This window comes from Bacillus sp. EU55, from assembly GCF_038005925.1.
Taxonomy (GTDB): Bacteria; Bacillota; Bacilli; order Bacillales; family Bacillaceae; genus Bacillus; species Bacillus velezensis.
On the sequence record NZ_JBBOUE010000001.1, the window covers coordinates 1,843,934 to 1,865,325 of the forward strand.

The window sequence follows — 21,392 nt, forward strand, 5'->3', positions numbered from 1 at the left end:
TAAAAAAATAAGCAGCAAAAAGGAGAACAAATGAACCAGCCAATTGTTTTCATGTTTTCTGGACAGGGTTCCCAATACTATCAAATGGGGAAAGAGCTGTTTGCACATAACGCCGCTTTTCGGCAGAAAATGCTTGACTTGGACGATTTTGCAGTCAGCCGTTTCGGTTACTCTGTCCTTAAAGAGATGTATCATACAGGCAATCGTCTGTCTGATCCATTTGACCGCCTTCTTTTCAGCCATCCTGCCATTTTTATGGCTGAGTACGCACTTGCATATGCTTTGGAGAAAAGAGGCATACGTCCCGATTATGTGATCGGAGCAAGCCTCGGAGAGTATGCAGCGGCCGCTGTGTCGGGCGTGCTGAGCGCCGAGGATGCTTTAGATTGCGTGCTGGAACAGGCCCGAATCGTTACGGAAACTTGCCGTAACGGCAGCATGCTTGCGATACTGGGTGATCCGGCTTTATATCAAGATGATCCGCTGCTCGGCGAACATAGTGAATTGGCATCTGTAAACTATCATTCTCACTTTGTCATCTCGGGAGAGCGGGAACATATCAAAAGGATCATGGACGATCTGAGAGAAAAGCAGATTCCTCATCAGCTATTGCCGGTATCTTACGGGTTTCACTCAGCGCTGGTTGATCAGGCGGAACAGCCGTACAAGCGCTTTTTAGCTCAGAAATCAATCCGGACTCCATTTATACCGTACATCTCCAGTGCGACCGGAGAGGCTGAGACCGATATACAAGCGGACTTTTTCTGGGATATCGTAAGAAAGCCGATTCGATTCCGCGAAGCGCTTCAATTCGCAGACAGCCGCCAAAAAGGATTGTATATCGATGCCGGGCCTTCCGGAACATTGGCCGCATTTGCCAAACAGATTCTTCCGGCAGGATCGGCTGAACGCATCCGTGCCATTATGACGCCGTTTCATAAAGAACAAACACATTTGCAGCAAATAGAAGACAGCATTTTATCACCGCCCGGAAGGAGACTGTAAGATGATCAGCTTTGTTTTTCCAGGCCAAGGCTCGCAAAAAATCGGGATGGGAGAGGACCTGTTCGGCCGCTATCCTGAATTAACAGCAAAGGCCGATCACATTCTCGGATATTCCATTCAGGAGCTGTGCCGGGACGGAGAACGTCTCAATCAGACTCAATTCACTCAGCCGGCGCTCTATGTCGTCAATGCCCTCAGTTATCTGAAAAAAACAGAAGAAACCGGCTTGAAACCGGATTTTACCGCCGGACACAGTTTAGGCGAATATAACGCGTTATACGCTTCGGGAGCCTTTGATTTTGAAGAAGGCTTACAGCTGGTCAAAAAAAGGGGCGAACTGATGAGCCGCGCAAAAGGAGGCGGCATGGCAGCGGTGATCGGCCTGACTCACGAGCAGGTGACGGATGTTTTAAGAGAAAATCACTTGGATATGATTGATATCGCCAACATGAACACACCGCAGCAAATTGTCATTTCCGGATATAAAGAAGATATTGAAAAAGCCGCATCCGTTTTTGAAGCCGTAAACGGCGTAAAAATGGTTCACCGCTTAAATGTCAGCGGCGCCTTTCATTCCAGATACATGCTGGAAGCGAAGGAGGAGTTTTCACGGTTTATTGAATCTTTCCGTTTTAAGCCGCTGTCCATTCCAGTCATTTCAAATGTGACGGCAAGACCCTATGAGCAGAGAGAGCTGAAAGAGACACTCACCGGACAAATAACGGGATCGGTGAACTGGACTGACAGCATCCGTTTCTTAATGGGAAGAAAGAACATGAGCTTTGAGGAAATCGGTCCCGGAAAAGTGCTGACGGGGCTGGTTCAAAGAATTACGGCTGAAGCGGAGCCGATAACAGATGAAATCAAAGTCCCGGCTGAGGCTGAAAAAAGCTCAATTACGGCGGCGTCTTTAGGAAATGAAGAGTTTAAGCGCGATTATCAATTGAAATACGCCTACTTGGCCGGCGGCATGTACCGCGGAATTTCTTCGAAGGAAATGGTCGTCAAACTGGCCGAAAAAGGAATGATGGGCTTTTTCGGAACGGGCGGTTTGAACATCGCGCACGTCGAGGACGCCATTTTGTCAATTCAGCATGAGCTTCGTAACGGCGGTTCCTTCGGCATAAATGTTGTACATAACATGAAGCATACAGATTCAGAAGAAAAAATGATTGATCTTTTACTGAAGCATGGGGTTCAGAACTTGGAAGCATCAGCGTTTTTAACGGTTACTCCCGCTTTAGTAAGGTTTCGTGCTAAGGGGTTAAAACGCGGTGCCGGCGGACAAATAATAGCGCGTCAGCGGATTATCGCCAAGCTGTCCCGTCCGGAAGTAGCGGAAGCGTTTCTCAGCCCGGCGCCTGATCACATTCTGCAGAAACTTGCAGCCGAAAACAAAATTACCGCTGAAGAAGCAAGTCTGATGAGAGAAATACCCGTTGCGCATGACATCTGCGTAGAGGCTGATTCAGGCGGCCACACTGACGGCGGAGTTGCTTACAGTCTCATGCCGGCGATCATCCGTTTACGAGATGACATGATGAAAAAATACCGATACGGCAAAACCGTCCGCATCGGAGCCGCGGGGGGAATCGGAACGCCTGAGGCTGCCATGGCCGCATTTATGCTCGGCGCTGATTTTATTGTGACCGGATCTATTAACCAATGCACCGTTGAAGCAGCGACGAGCGGCCTCGTAAAGGACCTCCTGCAGCAGATGAATGTACAGGATACGGCCTACGCGCCGGCCGGCGATATGTTTGAATCAGGCAGCAAGGTGCAGGTATTAAAGAAAGGGCTGTTCTTTCCGACCCGCGCCTCTAAGCTGTATGAACTGTATCAGCGTCACCGCTCAATTGAAGAAATTGATGAAAAGACACTCAGACAAATAGAAGAGAAGTATTTTAAGGCAAGTGTAAGCAGTATTTATGACAAAGTGAAGGCTCATTATTCGAATGAAGACATTTCAAAAGCCGAACGGAATCCGAAACAGAAAATGGCGCTCATATTCAAATGGTATTTCAGGCAAAGTTCTGCTTCGGCGATTAAAGGAGACCCGGATGCCAAGGTAGACTTCCAGATTCATTGCGGCCCGGCATTAGGCGCCTTTAATCAATGGGTGAAAGGTACGGAGCTGGAGTCCTGGAAAAACCGCCATGCCGATGATATCGGCCTGCGGCTTATGGAAGAGACGGCCTCGCTTTTGAATCAGAAGTTAGGTTCATTTTTGCAAACGTGTTGACAAGACGAAATGATAGATTGAAAACATGGAATATTCATAAAAAATGAAACAGGGAGGAACTGACAATGAGTAAAGAAAAAATCTTTGAATTGCTGCAGAACACAATCTACGAGGTTTTGCCTGATTTAGAAGGCGAACAGCTTTCACAGGAAGACCGGTTAGTTGATCTGGGGGCGGATTCAGTGGACCGCGCCGAAATTATCACGATGATGCTTGAAGAATTATCACTGCAGATCCCGCGTGTTGAGCTGACGGGAGTGTCAAACATCGGCGAATTGGCGGCAAAGCTTTATGAAAAGGTACAGGCTGTCTGATAAAACGGTGAAATAATCGGAAACTCAAAATTCATATTGGAGGCGAAGTTCATGGCGGCTGCCGGAATAGAAGCGATAAATGTGTTTGGCGGGACAGCATACCTTGATGTCATGCAGCTGGCGGAGTACAGAAACTTAGACCCTGCCAGATTTGAAAATTTACTGATGAAAGAAAAAGCGGTGGCGCTTCCGTACGAAGACCCCGTTACATTCGGCGTTAACGCGGCAAAGCCGATTATCGACCGATTGACAGAGGCTGAAAAAGACAGAATCGAGCTGCTGATTACCTGCTCGGAGTCCGGCATCGACTTCGGAAAATCACTCAGTACATATATTCATGATTACTTAGGCCTCAACCGGAACTGCCGTTTATTTGAACTGAAACAAGCCTGTTATTCAGGAACGGCGGGTTTGCAGATGGCGCTTAACTTTATTTTGTCGCAGACATCCCCCGGAGCGAAGGCGCTTGTCGTCGCGATGGATATTTCCCGGTTTTTAATTGCCGAAGGCGGTGATGCGTTAAGTGAGGATTGGTCTTACGCCGAACCCAGCGCCGGAGCGGGTGCCGTCGCCTTATTGATCGGTGAAAATCCAATTGTATTTCAGGCGGATGCGGGCGCTAACGGCTACTACGGCTATGAGGTGATGGATACATGCCGTCCGATCCCGGACAGTGAAGCCGGTGACGCCGATTTGTCATTGATGTCTTACCTCGATTGCTGTGAACAGACATTTCGCGAGTACAAAAACCGTGTGCCGGGCGCTGACTACAAAGAGACGTTTCACTATCTAGCCTTCCATACACCGTTTGGCGGCATGGTCAAAGGGGCCCACCGGACGATGATGCGCAAGCTTGCAAAAGCGAAAAACGCTGAAATCGAACAGGATTTTCAAACCAGAGTAGAGCCGGGGCTCCGCTACTGCCAAAGAGTCGGAAACATTATGGGAGCAGCCTCTTTACTGGCTCTTGCAAGCACGATTGACCAAGGGGCATTTGACACTTCTAAGCGGATCGGCTGTTTCTCCTACGGCTCCGGATGCTGTTCAGAATTTTACAGCGGCGTTGTGACGCCTGAAGGACAAACGCGGCAGCATTCTTTCAAAATAGAAGAGCACCTGAACAACAGATACAGGCTGTCCATGGAAGAGTATGAAGAACTGTTTAAAGGCAGCGGTCTGGTGAAGTTCGGAACCAGGAATGTCAAATTGGATATGAATATGGTGCCGAACATTTTAGACCATCATACAGGAAGCCCTCGTTTGTATTTGGAAGAAATCACGGAATTTCATCGGAAATACAGGTGGATATCGTGACCTATGAAACGATCAACGTCCGTTTTCAGCAAAATGTCTGCTTCATCACCTTTGATCGGCCTGAAGCCAACAATACGATTAATGAGTGTTTAGTGGAGGAATGCCTGCACGTTCTTTCTGAATGTGAAGACTCCGTGACCTCCGTAGTGCTTGAAGGGCAGCCGGAGGTATTTTGTTTCGGGGCGGATTTTGATGAGATGTACCGGAAAATGAGGCAGGGAATGCAGCATGCGGAATCGCAGGAGCCGCTTTACCGTTTGTGGCTGGCATTAAAATCCGGGCCGTACATCACAATCGCCCGCGTCCGCGGAAAAGTAAATGCGGGAGGTGTAGGTTTTGCCGCCGCGTGCGATATCGTCATTGCAGAGGAGAGTGCTTCGTTCAGTTTATCTGAACTGTTATTCGGACTTTATCCGGCCTGCGTTCTGCCGTTTTTAATTCAAAGAATCGGATTTCAAAAGGCGCATTATATGACGATTATGACAAAGCCCGTGCCGGCACGCCAGGCGCTTGAATGGGGACTTTGTGACGTATGCGTCCCGGACTCAGCAACAGAGCTGAGAAAGCATTTGCTGCGTCTTCGCCCTCTGTCGAAAAAAGCAGTCATCCGCTATAAACAATACATGGATTCCTTAAACGACCTTGTTCATCGTTCAAAATCCATTGCTCTAGCCGAAAATCAAGCGATGTTTTCAGATCCGGATAACCAATCAGCCATCTTCCGTTATGCAGAAACGGGGCGGCTTCCTTGGGAAACGGAGAACAGTTAGGAGGATATCATGCCGAACGCCGCAGTTGAACTGCTCGAAATTGAACCGGATATTATCCAAGTGACAATGCAGGATAAAGCCCATAAAAACGCCTTCTCCAAAGAACTGACGGATGGATTGATGGAAGCGTTCACCCGTATAAAAAAATCGTCAGTCTATAAAGCTGTGATTTTAACAGGATACGGCCATTACTTTGCTTCCGGAGGCACACAGGAAGGCCTGCTCAGGATTCAGCAGGGCATCACGAAGTTTACGGAAGACCGCATGTACTCTTTGGCGCTGGAATGTGATATCCCCGTCATTTCCGCCATGCAGGGCCACGGAATCGGAGGCGGGTTTGTCATGGGGCTTTTCAGTGATTTTGTCATTTTAAGCAAAGAAAGCGTGTATACCGCAAACTTTATGAAATACGGTTTCACCCCCGGAATGGGCGCTACCTTTATCGTTCCGGAGAAGCTTGGGGCAAGCCTCGGCCATGAAATGCTGTTAAACGGCGGCCACTACCGCGGCGGTGACCTGGAGAAAAGAGGGGTGCCTTTTCCGGTGCTTCCGCGGCAGGAAGTACTAGACTATGCGCAGGAATTGGCCCGTGAGCTTGCGGAAAAACCGAGAAACTCTTTAATTACATTGAAAAGGCACTTGGTGACGCCGTTTCGCGAGCAGCTTCCGGCCGTCATTGAGAAGGAGTTAATCATGCACGATGAGACGTTTCATGATGATGAAGTGAAAAAACGAATCACGACGATGTACGGAGTATAAGACATACATCTTACATACAGATGAAATGGAGGCAGCTCTATGAAAAGTGATATGAAGGCAAGCGGGTTACTCAAGCCATCTGTCAGCTATGGAAAATCATTGCGGCTTTCAGCGGATCAGCCGATGACGATTCCTGAAGTCCTGCACAAAACCGCCGCGGCAGCGGGAGATCAAAAGGGCATCACATATATTCAGCCTGACGGCACCAAAGTGTACCAGACTTACAGCGGCCTGAAAAAGATCGCTCTTTCGATTGTGAAAGGGCTCCGCCAATCAGGAGTGAAGGCTCAGGATGAAGTCATATTACAGCTCAGTGACAATTCCCAGCTGATTCCTGCTTTTTGGGGCTGTGTTTTTTTAGGAGCGATCCCGGTTCCGCTTGCGGCCGCTCCGGCTTATACAGAAATGAACAGCGGGACGCAAAAACTGAAAGATGCCTGGATGCTGTTGAATCAGCCGTATGTCATCACAAGCCGTGACGTGCTGCCGGAGATGACTGAATGGGCGGAGGAGCAGGAGCTTTCCGGGTTTTGCGCTTTGGCGGCAGAAGATCTCAGTGCGCATGAAATGGACACGGACTGTCATCATCCCCGTCCGGAAGATTTGGCGATGCTGCTTTTGACCTCGGGAAGCACGGGCACGCCGAAAGCCGTGATGCTCAGCCATGAAAACATCGTCTGCATGGTCAAAGGAAATATTCAGATGCAGGGCTATACAAGTGAGGATGTCACGTTTAACTGGATGCCTTTTGACCATGTCGGCGGCATCGGAATGCTTCATCTGCGTGATGTTTATCTCGGATGTGAGGAAATCAACATACCGAGCGAATCCATTTTGATGGACCCTTTAAAATGGCTCGACCTGATTGATCATTACCGCGCTTCGGTCACGTGGGCCCCCAATTTTGCCTTTGGGCTGCTTGCCGATTTTGCAGAAGAGATTCAAACGCGGAAATGGGACTTATCTTCCATGCGTTACATGCTGAACGGCGGGGAGGCCGCGGTTGCGAAAGTCGGACGCAGAATTATGGAGCTTTTAGAGCCGCACGGTCTGCCGGCTAATGCCATCCGTCCCGCATGGGGAATGTCCGAAACGTCTTCGGGCGTTATTTTCTCAGATGAGTTTACACTGGAAAACACGAGTGACGACGATCGTTTCGTCGAGATCGGTCTGCCGATTCCGGGATTTAATATGAGAATTACGGATGACCGCAATCAAGTGGTGGAAGAAGGAGAAATCGGCCGCTTCCAAGTGTCCGGTCTGACTGTAACGAGCGGATATTATGAGCGCCCGGACTTAAATGAGAGTGTCTTTACAGAAGACGGCTGGTTTGAAACGGGAGATCTCGGATTTCTGCGTGAAGGCCGCCTGACGATAACGGGGCGCACGAAAGATGCCATCATTATCAACGGTGTGAATTATTACAGCCATGCCATTGAATCAGCCGTTGAGGAATTGCCGGAAATTGAAACGTCTTATACAGCGGCATGCGCCGTCCGGCCGAATCAAAGCACGACAGATGAGCTGGCGATTTTCTTTGTGACATCTGTTCCGTTGGATGAGAACCGCATAACGAAGCTTCTTCATCACATTCACCAGCACGTGACACAGAGAATCGGCGTTACCCCTGATTATCTGCTTCCGGTCGCAAAAGAAGACATTCCTAAGACGGCGATCGGGAAAATCCAGCGCACTCAGCTGAAACATTCATTCGAACAAGGGCAATTTGATTCTTTACATAATAACAGACAAGAAGTCGGCAATTCAGACACGGCTTCTGCAGAGAAAGAAATTGAACGGGATTTTATCCGTTTTCTGAAAGAGGAACTTTCCATCGCGGATGAGCTCGTTGATCCAAATACGCCGTTTCAAAGTCTTGGCGTCAATTCCATCAAGATGATGAAACTCGCCAGATCAATTGAAAAAACATATCACATCCGGCTGACGGCAAGAGAGCTGCACAAAAACCCGACGATTGGCGCTTTAGCGGCTTATACTGCTGAAAAAGCGGCAAACATGTCAGCGGAGCATCATTCCCAAAAAGCCGAACCGCCGGCAGAACGGGATAGACGGCAAACGGCGCCAGCGCTTTCAGAAGTCCAAAAAGGGCTGTGGACATTGCAAAAATTGTCGCCTGAAACGACTGCATACCATGTCCCGCTCTGTTTCCGATTCACATCCGGAATCGACAAAGAGAAACTGAAACAGGCGTTTCAGTTCGTATTAAAGCAGCATCCGATGCTCAAAAGCGCGGTGAATGAAACAGACGGCGGGTTTTATTTCAGAGAAGCGGCAAATCCTTTTGTATTCTCGGAAGAAGATATTTCTGACGTCAATGAATCACAAATATCCGCTCTGATACGGAAAAAAGTGAAAGAGCCGTTTGTCAAAGAAGGCGGGCCTTTGCTGCGCGTGCAGCTGCTTTCAAAATCCGTCGAGGAACATTATCTTTTGACGGTCATTCATCACATCGTGTTTGACGGCATTTCATCCATTACATTTATTCACAGTCTGCTGGATCATTATCAGGCGCTGCTGGAGGGAAAAGAAGAGTTTACGGCCGCCGCTCCCGACATTCATCCCGATTTCGCAACTTGGGAAAAGCGGTATTTAGCGGGTGAAGAAAGCAAAACTGCCCGCGCTTACTGGATGAAACAGCTCGAGGGCGATCTGCCTGACCTTCAGCTTCCGCCGATGCGCACGGACAGCAGTGTTCCGGAGTTTACAGAAGATACGCTGACACGCCGTCTTCCCGAACGGCTGCTGAATAATATAACGGCGTTTGCCGCATCCCGTTCGATTCATTTGTCTACCGTCATGCTGAGCTGTTACATGGTGCTTTTAAGCAAATATACGGATAAGGAAGATATTGTGACAGGCATGCCTGCAATGGTCAGACCCGAAGAACGCTTTGACGGAGTGGTCGGCCATTTCCTCAACATGCTTCCTATACGGAGCAGAGCCGGACGAAAAGAAACATTTGCTGACTTTGTTCAAAAGGTGCAAGATGCCGTTCTGGACGGACTGGATCACTCCTTTTATCCGTTTCCGAAAATGGTACGTGATGTGCATGCGAAACCCCTGCAGAACGGTTCGCCTGTTTTCAGCAATGCCTTTTTCTATCAGAACTTTCTGCAGCATTCGAGCTATCAATCGATGCTTGATGAATACAAGGAATTCTCCTGTGAGTTTGTAAAAGACATTCATCAGGAGGGGGAATATGATCTTGTATTTGAAATGTGGGAAGAAGCATCAGGTATGGATCTTACGATTAAATACAGCACCGAATTATTCGACGAAGCAGGGGCGGCCAGGCTTTTCAGCCATTTTGTACAGGCTGCTGAAGCTTTGACGGCGAATCCGGATATGCCGCTTGAGAACGTTTCTCTCATGACAAAAAGAGAGGAGCACATGATTCTTAAGACTTGGAATGAGACAAGCCGTGAATATCCGGATGCCTGCTTCCATGAATTATTCGAACGTCAGGCGGCAGAAACGCCGGACGCTTGTGCGGTCGTGTATGAACAGCAAAAGCTGACGTACCGTGAGCTTGATGAAAAAAGCACGAAGCTGGCGCTCTATTTGCAGGCGCACGGTGCAGGCCCTGATGATCTCATCGGCATTTATACAGACCGTTCATTGCATATGGCTGTCGGCCTTCTCGGCATTTTAAAAGCCGGGGGAGCGTATGTGCCGCTTGATCCTTCTTATCCCGCTGACAGATTGGAATATATGATCACCGACAGCAGGATTTCAATGTGCCTGACGACAGCTGATTTAGAGCACTCTTTGAACTGGGGAGGCGTGCAGACAACTGCCATTGACCGCGATTGGTCTCATATTGAAAGTACAGCCGCGGAAAGAACGTCGCTGAAGCGGTTAGTGACACCTGACGATCTGGCGTATGTCATTTACACGTCGGGCAGCACGGGCAAACCGAAAGGCGTGATGATTCCGCACCGGGCGCTGACCAACTTCTTACTCTCGATGGCGAATGAACCGGGGCTTTCGTCCGAAGACAAACTGCTTGCCGTCACGACATATTGCTTTGACATCGCGGCACTGGAGCTGTACCTTCCTTTAATCAAAGGAGCGGAGTGCAACATCTGTAAGACAGAAGTCACAAAAGACGCACGAAAGCTGAAAGAGCTGATTCAAGAGTACAAACCGACGATCATGCAGGCGACGCCGTTTACGTGGAAAATGCTCTTTCATTCCGGATGGTCAAATGAAGAAAAAGTGAAAATCCTTTGCGGCGGAGAGGCGCTCAGCGAACAATTGAAGCAGCAGTTTCTAGATACGAAAAGTGAGGCTTGGAATATGTTCGGGCCGACAGAGACGACAATCTGGTCCGCGGTGCAGCGTATCACGGAAAATGAGAGTGCGCTTACGATCGGACGCCCGATCGCCAATACCCGCGTGTATATTATGGATTCCGGTCTCAACCCTGTTTTAGAAGGGGTGCCGGGAGAACTTTGTATTGCGGGAGACGGATTGGCAAGAGGGTATTTCAACAAGCCTGAGCTGACAGATAAAGCTTTCGTCAGCCACCGGCTCGAACTGGGATCAAAGCTTTATAAAACAGGCGATATGGCGCGTTTTCTTCCCGGCGGCCGCATTGAATACATGGGACGGATGGACACCCAAGTCAAAATCCGCGGCTACCGGATTGAACCCGGAGATATTGAGAGCCGGCTGAATGCCCATCCGGCCGTACAGGAAAGCGTAGTGGTTGTGAACAATCACTCCGGAAATGAGAAGCTTTGCGCGTTTTATATCCTGAAAAACGGAGAGCCGCTTCCATCTGCAAAGGAATTGCGCAATCATTTGAAACAAGCGCTGCCGTCCTATATGACGCCAGCTTCGTTTATCCGTCTTGAAGAGCTGCCGCTCACACCGAACGGAAAAGTGGACCGCAAGCTTCTTGCTGCCCGCGACCTGACGGAAAAGCAGCCGGACACACAAACATTTTCATCATCTCATATCCAGCAGGCGGTGCTGGCGATTTGGCAGGATGTATTGAATAGCAAAGATATAGAGCTTGATGACCGCTTTTTTGATGCGGGGGGAGATTCGCTTCTTGCCGTGACTGTCACTGAGCGGATGACGCAGGAACTGGATTGTGAATTCAGTGTAACGGAGCTGTTTGAATACGCGACGGTAAAAGACATCAGCCGGTACATCATAGAACAAAAACCGAAAGAAGCCGTTTTGGCTCCTGTGCCGCAAAAGAAAGTGAATACAGAATACCGGGAACACCCAGCGGGAGAATTTCCCGATTATTATGAGGACAGCCTTGCGGTTATCGGTATATCCTGTGAGTTTCCGGGAGCGAAAGATCATTATGAATTTTGGAATAACATCAAAGAAGGCAAAGAAAGCATCACCTTCTTTTCAAAAGAGGAGCTCCGCCGATTCGGTATTTCTGAAGAACTGGCTGATCATCCCGGCTTCGTTCCGGCTAAATCAGTTTTAGAGGGGAAAGAAATGTTTGATCCCGGTTTCTTCGGCTTTTCACCGAAAGATGCGGAATATATGGACCCTCAGCTGAGAATGCTTTTGCTCCATTCATGGAAGGCAATCGAGGATGCGGGATATATCTCCAAAGAAATTCCGGAAACAAGCGTGTATATGTCTGCCAGCACGAACTCTTACCGCAGCCTGCTGCCGGAGGAGACGACAGCACAGCTGGAAACGCCGGATGGCTACGTGTCATGGGTGCTTGCCCAAAGCGGTACGATTCCGACGATGATTTCTCATAAACTCGGGTTGAAAGGGCCGAGCTATTTTGTCCATGCCAACTGCTCATCTTCGTTAATCGGCCTGCATTCGGCTTTTCAAAGCCTGCAGTCCGGCGAAGCCAAGTACGCCCTTGTCGGCGGTGCGACCCATCATACGGAATCAAGCGCCGGATATGTTCATCAGCCGGGGCTGAATTTTTCGAGCGACGGGCATATTAAAGCGTTTGACGCGGCTGCTGACGGAATGATCGGCGGTGAAGGGGCCGGTGCCGTGCTCTTGAAAAAAGCGTCTGATGCCGTTAAGGACGGCGACCATATTTATGCGCTGCTGCGCGGAATCGGCGTCAATAACGACGGAGCGGATAAGGTCGGATTTTATGCGCCGAGCGTCAAAGGACAGGCTGAGGTCATTCAGAAGGTCATTGATCAGACGGGCATCCATCCCGAAACGATCGCGTACGTCGAAGCTCACGGCACAGGAACAAAACTCGGCGATCCGATCGAACTGTCCGCACTTCAATCGGTGTACGGCCGATATACAGATAAAAAACAATACTGCGGCATCGGTTCAGTCAAAACAAATCTCGGGCATTTGGATACAGCGGCCGGAATGGCGGGCTGCATCAAGGTTGTCATGAGCTTATATCATCAGGAAATCGCGCCGAGCATCAATTACAAAGAGCCGAACCCGAATCTTCATTTAGAAGACTCTCCGTTTTACGTAGCGGAAGAAAAGAAAGAGTTAACCCGTGAGAACAGAGCGCACCGCATGGCTTTAAGCTCTTTCGGTCTTGGCGGAACAAACACACACGCGATTTTTGAACAATATCCGGATGCATCCGAAGCAGCAGACGCTGCAGGTCCGTTCATCATTCCGTTGTCTGCCAGAAAAAAAGATCGCCTGAAGGAGTACGCAAAACAGCTGCTGGCTTTTCTGGAAAGAAAAACGGACGCCGACCTCGCTGATCTTGCCTACACGTTCCAAGTCGGAAGGGAAGCGATGGAAGAGCGCGCGGCCTTTATCACAAGCGGCACTGCGGAGCTGAAGCGGCAGCTTGCCGATTTTATCAATGATAATCCGGCTGTAACAGGCTGCTTCAGAGGAGAAAAACAGCAGGCGAAAGATATTGCCTGGCTTTCTGATGATGATGACAGCGCTGAACTCATTGAGAAATGGCTTGCGAAAGGAAAAGGACCGAAGCTCTGTGAAATGTGGAGTAAAGGCGTCGCCATTAATTGGCACAAGCTTTACAAAGACAAGCATCCAAAACGAATCAGCGTGCCGGTCTACCCGTTTGCAAAGGAGCCGTACTGGCCGAAAAAAGCAGAAAAGAACACATCTGCCGCACACACCGGAGTCTCAGTTTTACACCCGCTCGTGCAGCAAAATACGTCAGATTTAACCCTTCAGAAGTTCAGCTCACGGTTTACAGGCTCAGAATTTTTCCTGAAGGATCATGTGGTCAGGGAAAAAGCGGTGCTGCCGGGAGCGGCATATTTGGAAATGTCTTATGAAGCGGTAAAACGGGCGCTTGGCGGCTTATTAAAGGATCGAGACAGAATAACGCTCCATCATACGGTCTGGATGAAACCGATCGTCGTTCACGAACAAGAGCGCCAAGTCCATATTGCGCTGTTCCCTGAAGAGGACGGCATCATCTCATATGATATTTACAGCGTCAACGCTGACGGCGAAGAAGTGCTGCACAGCCAAGGACGGGCCGAAATCATTAAGGCTGAACGAGATCCTGAGGCCGACCTTTCTGCCATACAAAACAGATGCAAAGCGGATATTCTTGATCCGGCGGCCTTTTATCGGGAAGGCAGGAGCAGGGGGATGTTCCACGGAAAAGCCTTCCAAGGCATTAAGTCCGCCTTTATCGGCGAGAAAGAAGTGCTTTCGGACATACAGCTTCCGGATTCTGTTTCTCACACGAACGGACAATTTACGCTTCATCCGAGCATCATTGATTCAGCTATTCAGACGGCGACGATCTGCATTATGCAGGAGTTTTCCGGACAAAAGCTGATTCTGCCGTTTGCGTTGGAATATCTTGAAGTCATCAAAGCATGCACGCCGGCTATGCGGGCGCATGCACGCTTCAGCGAAGGATATCAAACCGGTGATTCCGTGCAGAAAGCCGACATTGACCTGTTCGACGAAACAGGAGCGCTTTGCGTGAAGGTGAGAGGATTCTCTACGAGAGTGCTTGAAGGCGATGCAGAATCGGCTCAGCCGCCATCAGGATCGGAAAAGGTCTTGTTTGCATCGGTCTGGAAAGAAGCCGCCGCATCCGAGAAAGCTGCTGTCCGTGCTGATGAGCATTTGATCATACTTTGTGAAGATGCCTGCCGTATAAAAGATGAAGCGGCATCCGGCCTGAAAGACGCCGAACTGCTGATTGCAGAAGGTGAGGGTGAAACAGCCGCTGAACGCTTCCAAAGCTACGCGCAGACAATCGCCGAACACATCCGGCTGATCATCAGCGAAAAAAGGCAGGGCCGCATTCTGATTCAGACCGTTATCTCAGCAGACGGCAGCCAGCATTTGTTTGCGGGGTTAACAGGTTTGTTAAAAACAGCCGAGCTGGAATACGGAAAACTGGACTGTCAGCTCATCGAAATGGAATCAATCGGCGAAATGCCGGCTGTCGCTCAAAAACTGAAAAACGACAGTCATCGGCTGCATGATAAACATATCTGTTATATAGGAGAAAAACGGTATGTGAAGGCTTGGGAGGAAATGCATCCCGCAGGGGGCGGCATCGTCTGGAAGGACGAAGGTGTATATCTGATTACCGGAGGCGCAGGAAGCCTGGGCTTGATGTTTGCAAAAGAAATCGCAGGTCGCGTAAAACACCCGAAAATCATTCTGACGGGCCGCTCAAATCTGGCAGAAGCCAAACAGCGTGAGCTTGCTATGCTTCAGCACTCAGGCGCAAATGTCGTCTACAAAAAGCTGAATGCGGCGGACCGGCGGGAAAATGAAGCGCTGATCAAAGAGATTACGGCGAAATTCGGAAAGCTTAACGGAATTATTCACGCTGCGGGAGTGATACAAGACCGCTTCCTGCTGCAAAAAACGAAGGAAGAGTTCAGGAAAGTGCTTGATCCGAAAGTCATCGGAACCGCTTATTTAGATGAAGCCAGCAAAGACTGCAATCTTGACTTTTTCGTATTGTTCTCCAGTGTTTCCGGCGTTCTCGGCAATGTCGGGCAGGCTGATTATGCCGCCGGCAACGCGTTTATGGATGCATACGCCGCTTACAGGCAATCCCTTACGGAGAATGGCCTTCGGCACGGAAAAACGGTCGCCTTTAACTGGACGCTGTGGAAAGATGGCGGTATGCAGGCGGGAGACGAGACGGAGAGAATGATGAAAAAAGCTTTCGGCATGGTTCCGCTTCAAAAGGCGTCAGGCCTGGCTGCTTTTTATGAAGGAATGGCTCAGGAAAAGCCGCAGCTTTTAGCAGCTGAAGGACACGCAGCAAAATTAAAACAGTCCTTCCTATCCGTTTCTGAAACTGAAAAGCCGCAGGTGGAGAAAATAGAGCCTGTATCCGCCGTTTCGGGAGACAAATGGCACGGTGCGCTTATCCGATTGGTCAGTTCAATTTTAAAAGTCGGCCAAGACGAGATTGATATTGATACGGAACTGAGTGAATACGGTTTTGATTCGGTATCCTTTACCGTCTTTACGAATCAATTAAATGAAGCGTATCAGCTGGAACTGGCGCCGACGATCTTCTTCGAACACGGGACGATCCGCAGTTTAGCAGAGTATTTGACGGATGAGGCAGAAGCCGGCCTTCCTTCTCAGCCGGAAGAAAAACAAGATGCAGAAGAATCTCTTCAAACGCTTCAGACCGCTTTGACAGCCATGGTAAGCGGCATTTTAAAAGTAGACCGTGAGGACATTGAGACAGATACGGAATTGAGTGAATACGGTTTTGATTCCGTATCGTTTACCGTCTTTACGAATCAATTAAATGAAGCGTATCAGCTGGAGCTGGCGCCGACGATTTTCTTTGAGTACGGAACGATCAGCGGTCTCGCCGGATATTTGGCAAAAGAGCATCCGGGCCGTTTCGGCGAAAAGAAGAAAGAGTCTCCGAAAAAAGAGCAGCCAAAAGCCCAAAAATCGAAAATGCAGCGGAAAAAGCGCTTCGCAACGGTAATGAACGCTGCGGCAGGGACACAAGAGCCGCGCCGCTTGGATACGGTTGCGATTGTCGGAATCAGCGGCCGATTCCCGGGCGCGAAGGATATAGAGGAATTTTGGCGCAATTTGAAAGAAGGAAAGGATTCGATCACAACCATTCCGAAAGAACGCTGGGATTGGCAAGCGTTTGATGGCGACCCGAATCTTGAAGGGAACAAAACGAATATCAAGTGGGGCGGCTTTATCGACGGAATAGCTGAATTTGATCCGCTGTTCTTTGGGATTTCACCGCGGGAAGCCCAATATTTAGATCCGCAGCAGCGGCTGTTATTGACTTATGCATGGCGGGCGATAGAAGATGCGGGCTGTAAGCCGGAAAGCCTTTCCGGCACAAATACGGGCGTCTTTATCGGCACCGGAAATACCGGTTATAAAGATTTGTTCACAAGGGTAGGTCTAGCGCCGGAAGGACATGCGGCGACAGGCAGCATGATTCCTTCCATAGGTCCGAACCGTTTGAGCTATTTGTTAAATCTTCACGGGCCGAGCGAGCCGATTGAAACGGCATGTTCAAGCTCGCTTGTGGCGATTCACCGGGCGGTATCCGCTATAGAAAACGGAGAATGCGACATGGCGATTGCCGGGGGAATCAATACGATTCTGACGGAAGAAGCGCATATAAGCTACAGCAAAGCAGGCATGCTCAGCAAAGACGGAAAATGCAAAACCTTCTCCAAAGATGCCAACGGGTATGTCAGAGGAGAAGGCGCGGGAATTCTGATGCTGAAGAAACTGACAGATGCAGAACGTGACGGCAATCCGATTTACGGCGTGATCCGCGGTACGGCTGAAAACCACGGCGGCCGGGCGAATACGTTAACCTCGCCGAATCCGAAACTGCAGGCTGATTTATTGGTGAAAGCATACCGGAAAGCGGGAGTGGACCCGAGCACCGTTACGTATATTGAAGCGCACGGTACAGGAACGGAATTGGGCGACCCGATTGAAATAAACGGTTTGAAAGCGGCGTTTCACGAGCTGGCGAAAACAAATCAAGAGCCTGAAGTCTCCGGTCACCGCTGCGGCATCGGTTCGGTCAAAAGCAATATCGGCCATTTAGAGCTTGCAGCGGGAGTATCAGGCGTGATGAAAGTGCTTTTGCAAATGAAACATAAAACGCTGGTGAAAAGCCTGCATTGCGAGACGATCAATCCGTACATTCAGCTCGATGACAGTCCTTTCTACATCGTGCGGGAAAATCAGGAATGGACGGCAGCAAAAGATAGAAACGGAAATGCCATTCCGCGCCGGGCCGGGGTCAGCTCATTTGGCATCGGCGGGGTCAACGCCCATATCGTCATTGAAGAGTATGTCCCGAAAGCAGCCGCTCAGCCTGAGCACAGCCCGGAAAATCCGGCAATCATCCTTTTGTCCGCCAAATCCAAAGAAAAACTGTTTGAACAGGCGCAGCAGCTGCAAAAAGCGATCCGTCAAACGCCGTATGCAGATCAAGACTTGTCGGGCGTCGCTTATACGCTGCAAACCGGAAGGGACGAAATGGAAGAGCGCTTGGCCATTCTTGCAGCGACGATGGTGGAATTGGAAACAAAGCTGGAAGCATTTACGAAAAATGAGAAAAACATCGCTGGGCTCTATACCGGCCAGTCTCACCGCAATAAAGATACGTTTGCCTTGTTCACGGCAGATGAAGATATGGACATCGTCATTGACGCCTGGATTAAAAAAGGCAAATTCGCCAAGCTGGCAGAGGTATGGGTGAAAGGCGGCGTGTTGAATTGGAACCGGCTGTATGAAAAGGGTACGCCGCGTTTACTCAGTCTTCCGTCTTATCCGTTCGCAAAAGACACGTATTGGGTGCCTGAGAATCCTGACAAAAAGAAGGTCCATACAGAGGATCGGATGAAACGTATTTTGACGAAACAATGGGAACCGAGCCCGCTCGAACTGCGTGAACCGTGCGCACGTTTCGTTGCGATTTTGACAGGCGGGGACACGATCAATCTCGCAGAAGAGATCGCAGCGCATATGCCGAATCACCGTATCATCACCGCATCAGACCTTACCGGTGAATATGACTGGCAGGCGTTTGACGGAGTCATCGACCTCCTCGGCGCAGCGAAAGAAGATTCTCAAGACATGGTCGGAATCAAATGGCTTCAGCAATTGATTGAGCATGGGCATAAAGAAGGGATGACACTGCTTTGTGTCACGAAAGACCTTGAGTCATTAAATAAAGAGGCCAATCAAACAACAGGAGCAAAACGGGCCGGTCTGTACAGAATGCTGGCATGCGAGTACGGTCACCTGTCTTCAAGGCATCTCGACCTTGAAGGAGCGCTTTCGGATGACAAACTGGCGAAGCAGATTGCCGATGAGTTTCATGCCCGCACTGATGACGCGGAAGTTTGCCGGAGGGACGGCTTGCGCTACCGCGCTGTATTAAGCGGCTCAGAAAATATGAATATGCAAGGCGAGAGAATTGATTTTCCGGACAACCATGTGCTTCTGATCACCGGAGGGACGAGGGGGATCGGTCTTTTATGCGCACGCCATTTTGCCGAACATTACGGAGTGAAAAAACTGGTGCTTACAGGCCGCGAGACCCTTCCGCCGCGAAGTGAGTGGACGGGCGGACTGAATGGGGTGACGGCTTCTGTAAAAGCGAAAATTGAAGCTGTTCTCGACTTGGAATCCAAAGGTGTACAAGTGAAGGTTTTGTCAGTCCCGTTAGCTGATGAAGCCGGGCTGAGACAGGAACTGAGTCAGATAAAACAGACGCTCGGACCTATCGGCGGCGTGATTCACTGCGCGGGTGTGACCGATAAAGAGACGCTCGCATTCATCAGAAAAACCGATGAAGACATACAGCGCGTGCTCGAGCCGAAAGTAGACGGGCTTCAGGCGTTATACAGTGTGCTCAGCGAAGAGCCGCTGAAGTTTTTCGTCTTGTTCTCTTCCGTGTCAGCTGCGATACCGGCACTTTCGGCAGGACAGGCCGACTATGCCATGGCCAATGCGTATATGGACTATTTTGCAAACTCATACAAAGAGCAGCTGCCGATCGTAAGCATTCAGTGGCCGAACTGGAAAGAAACCGGAATGGGCGAGGTAACGAACAAAGCTTATAAAGAGAGCGGGCTATACAGCATCACGAATGCAGAAGGACTACAGCTCCTTGACGGCATACTTCTTGAATCAGCAAGGGGCCCGGTGCTGCCGGCCGTTCTGAATCCTAAGCTGTGGAAGCCGGAGCGATTCCTGCGGCGGAGCAGGCAGGATCAGCCAATGAGTCCGGCTATGGTAAAACCGGCGGAAAAAACCGCTTATACTGCCGCAGACAACGCTCAATTAACAAGGAAAACAGAAGAATGGCTGAAAGAATTATTTTCTGAAGAGCTGCGGATTGACCAGGACCAGCTTGAGACAGACGTATTATTCCAGGATTACGGAGTGGATTCCATTATTCTTGCTCAGCTTCTGCAGCGGATCAATCGGAATCTCTCGGCATCGCTTGACCCGTCCATTCTGTATGAATATCCGACGATTCAATCTTTCGCAAATTGGCTTCTCGAAGGATATACAGAAGTTTTGTCAGAACGGTTTGATTTGGCGGCGGAGCCTGTTAAGAAGAAGCCGGCTGAGCCGGTGATTGAAACACGAGCCGTTAAGGTGCAAGAAGAGGCGGCCGGAAAACAGATTCACCGGGAAGATATCGCGGTCGTCGGCATGTCCTGCCGGTTTCCGGGGGCGGCTTCCTTAGAGGCGTACTGGTCGCTTTTGGCTGAAGGCCGTTCGGCTATCGGTCCTGTTCCGGCTGAGCGATGGGGGTTGAAGACGCCTTATTACGCGGGGATGCTTGATGGAATTCATCAATTTGATCCAGACTTCTTTTTACTGGCTGAAGAAGATGTAAAGGCAATGGACCCTCAAGCTTTGGCCGCTCTGGAAGAATGCCTTAACCTGTGGTATCACGCTGGCTATACGCCGGATGAGATAAAGGGAGAAGCAATAGGTGTGTATCTCGGCGGACGCAGCCGTCACAGACCGGGTGAAGAGAAACTGCTGGATGCGAAAAACCCGATCGTCGCGCTGGGCCAGAATTATTTGGCCGCAAATCTCTCTCAATATTTTGATATGCGCGGCCCGAGTGTTGTCCTCGATACGGCTTGTTCTTCTGCTTTAGTCGGCATGAATATGGCCGTGCAGGCTCTTGTAACAGGAGAAATAAAAGCGGCCGTCGTCGGCGGGGTGAGCCTGTTTGAATCAGAAGAAACCCATAAATTATTTGAACAGCGCGGCATATTAAGTAAAGCGCAGTCGTTCCATGTATTTGACGAACGCGCCGATGGAGTCGTGCTGGGCGAGGGTGTCGGAATGGTTCTTTTAAAAACCGTGTCGCAGGCGATTGAAGACGGAGATTCTATTTATGCCGTAGTGAAGGCGGCATCCGTCAATAATGACGGAAGAACGGCAGGCCCGGCTACGCCGAGTCTGGAAGCGCAAAAATCCGTCATGAAGACGGCTCTTGAAAAAAGCGGAAAACAGCCGGAAGACATCACTCATATTGAAGCGAACGGTTCAGGCACGGTCGTGACAGATCTGTTAGAACTGAAGGCCATTCAATCCGTCTACCGTTCAAAAGACGCCGGCCCGCTCGGAATCGGATCTGTGAAACCGAACATCGGGCACCCGCTTTGCGCGGAAGGAATTGCAAGTTTCATAAAAGTTGTTCTCATGCTGAAAGAAAAGAGCTTTATTCCGTTTTTATCAGGTGAGCACGAAAATACACATTTTGATAGAGAAAAGGCCAATATTCAGTTCAGCCGCACTCTGGCAGACTGGCCGTCACCAATACCGGCGGCAGGAATTAACTGCTTTGCCGACGGCGGAACAAACGCCCACGTCATTGTGGAAGCGTGGCAGGAAGACGAAGGGCGCCGAATCAAGCGCCATCCTTTAACACCGCCTGCATTAAATAAGCGGCTGATTTCGCCGGACAGCAAAGAAGAAACGAACGAAAAAGCTGCGGCAAACATCTGGGATACCTATGAAGTGGAGGTTTAA

Annotated in this window: 7 protein-coding genes; all 7 read left to right on the forward strand. The window is 49.8% G+C overall.

The annotated features are described in order from the left end of the window. Positions 1–30 precede the first annotated feature (30 nt). The 7 genes from NYE50_RS09490 to NYE50_RS09520 all read left to right on the forward strand — a co-directional run bounded on the left by NYE50_RS09490 (position 31) and on the right by NYE50_RS09520 (position 21,392). Complete coding sequence (locus NYE50_RS09490) at positions 31–1,005, forward strand: acyltransferase domain-containing protein (RefSeq protein WP_159354182.1); 975 nt, start codon at positions 31–33, stop codon at positions 1,003–1,005. Between the two features lies 1 nt (position 1,006). Then, positions 1,007–3,247, forward strand: a complete 2,241-nt coding sequence (gene fabD, locus NYE50_RS09495; RefSeq protein ID WP_159354183.1) for an ACP S-malonyltransferase — start codon at positions 1,007–1,009, stop codon at positions 3,245–3,247. A 65-nt stretch (positions 3,248–3,312) separates the two neighbouring features. Continuing rightward, positions 3,313–3,561 carry an acyl carrier protein gene (locus NYE50_RS09500; protein ID WP_014417817.1) on the forward strand — a complete coding sequence of 83 codons (249 nt, stop codon included), beginning with the start codon at positions 3,313–3,315 and terminating at the stop codon, positions 3,559–3,561. A 51-nt stretch (positions 3,562–3,612) separates the two neighbouring features. Then, on the forward strand, positions 3,613–4,875 hold the full coding sequence (locus NYE50_RS09505) for a hydroxymethylglutaryl-CoA synthase family protein (RefSeq protein ID WP_159354184.1): 1,263 nt from the start codon (positions 3,613–3,615) through the stop codon (positions 4,873–4,875). Further along, positions 4,872–5,645: an enoyl-CoA hydratase/isomerase gene (locus NYE50_RS09510; RefSeq protein WP_044801447.1), complete on the forward strand. Its 774-nt coding sequence runs from the start codon at positions 4,872–4,874 to the stop codon at positions 5,643–5,645. The genes NYE50_RS09505 and NYE50_RS09510 overlap by 4 nt, the downstream gene beginning before the upstream one ends. Positions 5,646–5,654: 9 nt before the next feature. After that, positions 5,655–6,404, forward strand: a complete 750-nt coding sequence (locus tag NYE50_RS09515) for a polyketide synthase (protein WP_003154094.1) — start codon at positions 5,655–5,657, stop codon at positions 6,402–6,404. Positions 6,405–6,443: 39 nt separating this feature from the next. Further along, positions 6,444–21,392 carry a non-ribosomal peptide synthetase gene (locus NYE50_RS09520; RefSeq protein ID WP_224988043.1) on the forward strand — a complete coding sequence of 4,983 codons (14,949 nt, stop codon included), beginning with the start codon at positions 6,444–6,446 and terminating at the stop codon, positions 21,390–21,392.

Coding starts and splice junctions, on each gene's coding strand:
- NYE50_RS09515 (WP_003154094.1), top strand. CDS start 5,655: ATGCCGAACGCCGCAGTTGAACTGCTCGAAATTGAACCGGATATTATC.
- NYE50_RS09500 (WP_014417817.1), top strand. CDS start 3,313: ATGAGTAAAGAAAAAATCTTTGAATTGCTGCAGAACACAATCTACGAG.
- NYE50_RS09520 (WP_224988043.1), top strand. CDS start 6,444: ATGAAAAGTGATATGAAGGCAAGCGGGTTACTCAAGCCATCTGTCAGC.
- NYE50_RS09505 (WP_159354184.1), top strand. CDS start 3,613: ATGGCGGCTGCCGGAATAGAAGCGATAAATGTGTTTGGCGGGACAGCA.
- fabD (WP_159354183.1), top strand. CDS start 1,007: ATGATCAGCTTTGTTTTTCCAGGCCAAGGCTCGCAAAAAATCGGGATG.
- NYE50_RS09490 (WP_159354182.1), top strand. CDS start 31: ATGAACCAGCCAATTGTTTTCATGTTTTCTGGACAGGGTTCCCAATAC.